Source organism: Schleiferilactobacillus shenzhenensis LY-73 (genome assembly GCF_000469325.1).
GTDB lineage: Bacteria > Bacillota > Bacilli > Lactobacillales > Lactobacillaceae > Schleiferilactobacillus > Schleiferilactobacillus shenzhenensis.
The window spans coordinates 1-4,825 of the sequence record NZ_KI271599.1 but is presented as its reverse complement, the minus strand read 5'-3'; the positions used below and the strand labels follow the sequence as shown (position 1 = coordinate 4,825).

At 57.0% G+C, this 4,825-nt stretch carries 4 protein-coding genes; 3 read left to right on the top strand and 1 reads right to left on the bottom strand.

The features are described 5' to 3' along the window. Window positions 1-68 precede the first annotated feature (68 nt). Window positions 69-722, bottom strand: a complete 654-nt coding sequence (locus L248_RS11140; protein ID WP_022530330.1) for a TMEM175 family protein — start codon at window positions 720-722, stop codon at window positions 69-71. A gap of 77 nt (window positions 723-799) precedes the next feature. Here L248_RS11140 and L248_RS11135 point away from each other — a divergent pair, with 77 nt between their 5' ends. The 3 genes from L248_RS11135 (at window position 800) to L248_RS11125 (ending at window position 4,751) form a co-directional block, all read left to right on the top strand. Next, window positions 800-1,888, top strand: coding sequence for an ElyC/SanA/YdcF family protein (locus L248_RS11135; protein ID WP_022530329.1), 1,089 nt, complete (start codon window positions 800-802; stop codon window positions 1,886-1,888). Window positions 1,889-2,124: 236 nt separating this feature from the next. Next, on the top strand, window positions 2,125-2,877 hold the full coding sequence (locus tag L248_RS11130; protein WP_022530328.1) for an ABC transporter ATP-binding protein: 753 nt from the start codon (window positions 2,125-2,127) through the stop codon (window positions 2,875-2,877). A gap of 14 nt (window positions 2,878-2,891) precedes the next feature. Then, window positions 2,892-4,751, top strand: coding sequence for an FtsX-like permease family protein (locus L248_RS11125; RefSeq protein WP_022530327.1), 1,860 nt, complete (start codon window positions 2,892-2,894; stop codon window positions 4,749-4,751). Window positions 4,752-4,825 lie beyond the last annotated feature (74 nt).

Here is a 4,825-nt window from a genome sequence, read left to right as displayed (position 1 = left end):
TTCGCACTAGCTTCGCGTCGCCGCCCCCGCCCGCGGAGCCCGGAGTCACCCGGGCCAACGCGAGACTTTTACTTCTTCCCACTCACTGGACTTTCTACTCGTTTCACCCGCGCCGTCCGCAGATTTCTGCTCATCCGCAGGTAAGCAAAGAAGTGGAACAAGATGCCCAGGACTAGCAGCAGGGCGGAGAGCGGGATGGAGAAGAAGGCGGCGATGATGGAGGCGCCGTAGATGGCCACGCTGCGCAGGGGGTCGAACTTGATGGTGGTGTAGAAGTCGGTGGTGACGTGGGGTGCTTTGAGATTCATGTGGTGGTGCAGGTATAGATACATTAAGAAAAACGTAAAAGACACGAACAGTGCCACCAGGTCGTACATGATGAACGCCACCCGCATGTCCGCCACGTTCCCGGTGGCCAAGGTGTTCGCCACGAGCGCCATGGGGTAGTCGATGAGGGTGATACTGAAGAGCAGCAGCAGGTTCAGCATGTTCACGCCCCGATCGATGCGCACCAGGGTGTTAAAATAATCGTGGTGAAACAGCCACAACGTGCCCACATAAAAGTAGGACACCACGTATGCGGCCATGATTGGCCACTGGTTGAGCACGGCCGTGAACAGGTGGCCAGCGTGGTAGTCCGGTACCTGGAAACTCAGCACCAAAATCGTGATCAGGATGGCAAAAACGCCGTCACTGAACGCTTGAAAACGACTGACAGACATAGACAAATCCCCCCAAAATCGGTACGCTACAAGTATAACTTTTTCTGGAATCTTCGTGGATAGGTGGTCCTGAATCAATGCAGGCGTTATTAAACAGCCCGGACTTTCCCTGGGCGGTGGTCGGTCTGGGGGCAGCGGTCGTGCTCCTGTGCCTGGGCGTATTCCTCGCCTGCTGGTTGACCGAACCCCGCCGGCTGGTGAACGGCGTCCTTTTTAATATCCTGTTTGTCGTTTTTTGGGCGTGGCTGGGCGGAACGATCATCGTGTCGAAGAATGAAATCCTGATTCTTGTCACGGGCACCCTCTTTCTGATTGCGGTGGTGCTCATTGCCTTGATCTGGGCGACCTCCGCTATTTGGCTCCTGCTGAATGCACGCATCGTGTGGAAGCGCGAAAGCCATACGGTGGCCAACATGCTGACCCTCCTGACCGGGATCGCCATCATCATTCTCTGGGTGCTGACCGTCAATTACGGCCACCTGCCGCAGTGGCTGCAGGTATTGGTAACGACGGCCAACGTGGTGGTCCAATATGGTACCTTAATTCTCTTCAATTTCGTGTCCAGCTTGCTGATTTATCAGTTCTATCCCATTCCTTACAAGCAGCAGTACATCATCGTCCTGGGTGCTGGTTTGCTCAACGGGGACACTGTTTCCCCACTCCTAGCCGCCCGCATCGAACGGGGGATGAAGTTCTATTACCGCCAGATTCGTAAGGGCCGGCCGGCCCCGATGATCATCTTCTCCGGGGGCCAGGGGGCCGATGAGAAATTATCCGAGGCCGCGGCCATGCGGGCTTACGCCGTTGCCCACGGCATTCCCGAAGAAGCGACCCTGCTGGAGGATATGTCCACCACCACTCAAGAAAACTTGCGTTTCTCCAAGGCCATCATTGAACACCGGGAAATGGGCGGCCGTTATCGCGCCATCTTTGTTTCCAATAATTACCATATCTTCCGCGCCGGGCTATATGCCCGGGCCGAGGGCTTGCGGGCCAATGGCCGCGGCGCCCATACCTCGTTCTATTATCTGCCCAACGCCGTCCTGCGGGAGTTTATCGCTGTCACGTTGATGCACAAGCGCCGCCACCTGATCGTCATGGCTGGCGTGTTTGCCCTGTACGTCTTGCCGGCCATGATTATTGCCCTGCACAATTTGATTCATTGAGACCGCCTCGTGGAGACGTCTGCCAAGCGTTGTACCGCCGTTGATGATATTCTACCAACGGCGGCCTTTTTTATCTTGTCCGTCTTCCGCCCGAGTGAACATAACAAAAACGTTAGGGCACAGCGGCCGCCCGCTTGCTAAACTAGAAGCATAGTCAGTTGATCGATACGGTTCAGAGGCCTTTCTTTCTGCCTGCTGACCGCAGATTCCATATATAGAAAGCAGGAAAACACACCATGGCGAATGTCGTCGAAGTGAAAAAAGTACGCAAGGTCTACGGTAAGGCCAACGAAAAACAAACGGTGGCGTTGGAGGATGTGTCCTTCAGCGTGCAGTCCGGGGAATTCATCGGCATCATGGGGGCGTCCGGATCGGGCAAGTCTACCTTGTTGAATATTCTCTCCACGCTGGACAAGCCCACTGCCGGGGACGTCCGCATCAACGGGCAGGACGTGACCCAGTTGAAGGGCAACAAGCTGGCGGACTTCCGCTCCCACGAGGTCGGCTTTATCTTCCAAGACTTCAACTTGCTAGAGAACCTGACGGCGCGGGAGAACATTGCCCTGCCGCTGTCCCTGCAAGGGGTCAGTGCGAAGAAAGTGGCGCCCCAGGTCCAGGCGGTGGCCGAGAAGCTGTCCATCACCGAGATCCTTGACCAGTATCCGACAGAAATTTCCGGCGGTCAGAAACAGCGGGTCGCTGCGGCCCGGGCCTTGGTCGGTCAGCCGGCGATCCTGTTCGGCGACGAGCCGACCGGTGCCTTGGATTCCCACAGTGCCCGGGAGCTGCTGGACACGATGACCGATCTGAACCAAAAAGACGGCGTGTCAATTCTGCTGGTGACCCACGATCCATTTTCTGCCAGCTACTGCCAACGCATCCTGTTCATTAAGGACGGGGTCATCGGCCAGGAGCTGAAGCGCAAGGACCAGGACCGGACGGCGTTCTACCACCAGATCCTCGATGAACTCGGCACGTTCGAAGACTAGGAGGCGGCACACATATGTTATGGAAACTCGCCCTGGGCGGCATGAAAAGCCGGCTCAAAGATTACATTGTCCTCTTCTCCGGTCTGACCATCTCCGCGGCCATCTTCTACATGTTCCAGTCGCTGGCCAGCAACCCTGAATTTCTGAAGGCCAACTCGACCCTGAGCATGATCGTCTACATCTTCTACTTCGGCTCCGTGCTGCTGGCCATCATTACCTTGGTGTACATCCTCTACGCTAACTCGTTCCTGCTCACAATGCGCCAGCGCACCTACGCCATGTTCATGATGCTGGGCGCAAAGTCCGGCAAGATTGCTCAGCTGATCTTCATTGAAACGGTGGCGGTCGGTTTGCTGGCGACCATCGTCGGGACGGCCATCGGGGTCGGCCTGACCAGTGTCATCAGCAAGGTCCTGGTTGCCCAGATGGACATTACGATTACTCACTTTTCTCCGTGGAGCACAGCGGCGGCTATCGTCACGGCCATTTTCTTCCTGGCCCTGTTCGCCATTACCGCCATCTATAATGCCGGCAAATTGGTGCGTACCCCGGTCCTGCAGCTGCTGAACCAGGATAAGACACCAACCCGGTTGAAGCGCAATACCTTCATGTGGGGTATCGAAGTGGTCGCCGGCCTGATCCTGCTCGCCATCGGCTACTGGTCCATGGCCCACTTGAACACCTTGCAGCTGTTGGGCATCGGCATTGCCCTGGTGACCATCGTCCTGGGGTCCTACTTCGTTTTCGATGCGTTCTTCTTGATGATCATCCAGCTGCTGCGGCGCAACACGAACTTCCGCCTGCACGGTCTGCACAGCTTCACGCTGGGCCAGCTGAGCTTCCGCATCCGGGACTTCACCCGGCTGCTGTCGATGGTGTCCATTGTTTTCGCCTTGGCCCTGGGCGCTATCACCGTCGGCCTAGGCTTCCACGATACGATCCAGACCATGACCAACCAGGTGTCGCCTTATGATTTGATTTTGCACGATCCGACTAGCACTCAGAAGGAGAAAGCCCGTCAGATCGAGCCGACGAGTACCACGACGTATCAGTACAAAGTCGACAGCAAGGCGGTTTACTTCTCCGCCGGCGAGTTCGACAAGGCCCCGTATCGGGAAAATGAACAGCGCCAGAACAAAGATGGGTCCTACAGTGCCAAACTGACGAAACTGACCGGGGCGACGATGCTGCAATCGCCAGATAGTTACAGCGGGACCTTGTCGTCCTTGGTGACCAGCAGCGCCAGCGGCGCACCGATCAAGGTCCTGTCCGCTGCCGCCTTTGCGCAGCAAGCCGGCCAGACCCACACGGTTACGCTCTACACCGTCAAAGACTTCATGGCCAGCAAGGATAAAATCAAGCCGTTGGCCACGGCCGATGATGCCCAGCAAACTGCTGCAGCAAAGGGCAAGACCAATGATTCACTGGGCTTGAACCAGAAGTACGTCGTCTATACGCTGTACAACAGCATGATGTCCGGCTTCGAGTTCATGGGCCTGTTCCTGGGCATTGCCTTCCTGGCGATGCTGGCGTCCTGCTTGATGTTCAAGATCCTGTCCAGCGCGGCCAGCGATGCGCTTCGCTACCAGATGCTGGCGAAGATCGGCACTCGCCGGGGCTGGCTGAAGAAGTCCATCCGCCAAGAGATCGGCACGCTGTTCCTGCTGCCGGGTGTCCTGGGCATCATCCACGTGCTCTTCGGCCTGCAGATGTTCAAGGTCACCAACCTCCTGCCGGCGCCGTACAAGAACATCTGGCTGCCGTTCCTCATCTTCCTGGTGCTCTACGTCCTTTACTACTTCATCACGGTGCAGCTCTACAGCGGCATTGTTCTGCAAGATGCACAGGGTGAGGAGTTCCAGCGGGGCGAGTAGGGAGAAAAGATTGGCGGGGCCCGGCGATTTGGGCCCTCCGCCAGGGGGCCTGGAACGTGGTGGGCACGGCTTGA

Excerpts from the sequence above, each read along its gene's own strand:
- L248_RS11140 (WP_022530330.1), bottom strand. The coding sequence starts at position 722 with ATGTCTGTCAGTCGTTTTCAAGCGTTCAGTGACGGCGTTTTTGCCATC.
- L248_RS11135 (WP_022530329.1), top strand. The coding sequence starts at position 800 with ATGCAGGCGTTATTAAACAGCCCGGACTTTCCCTGGGCGGTGGTCGGT.
- L248_RS11130 (WP_022530328.1), top strand. The coding sequence starts at position 2,125 with ATGGCGAATGTCGTCGAAGTGAAAAAAGTACGCAAGGTCTACGGTAAG.
- L248_RS11125 (WP_022530327.1), top strand. The coding sequence starts at position 2,892 with ATGTTATGGAAACTCGCCCTGGGCGGCATGAAAAGCCGGCTCAAAGAT.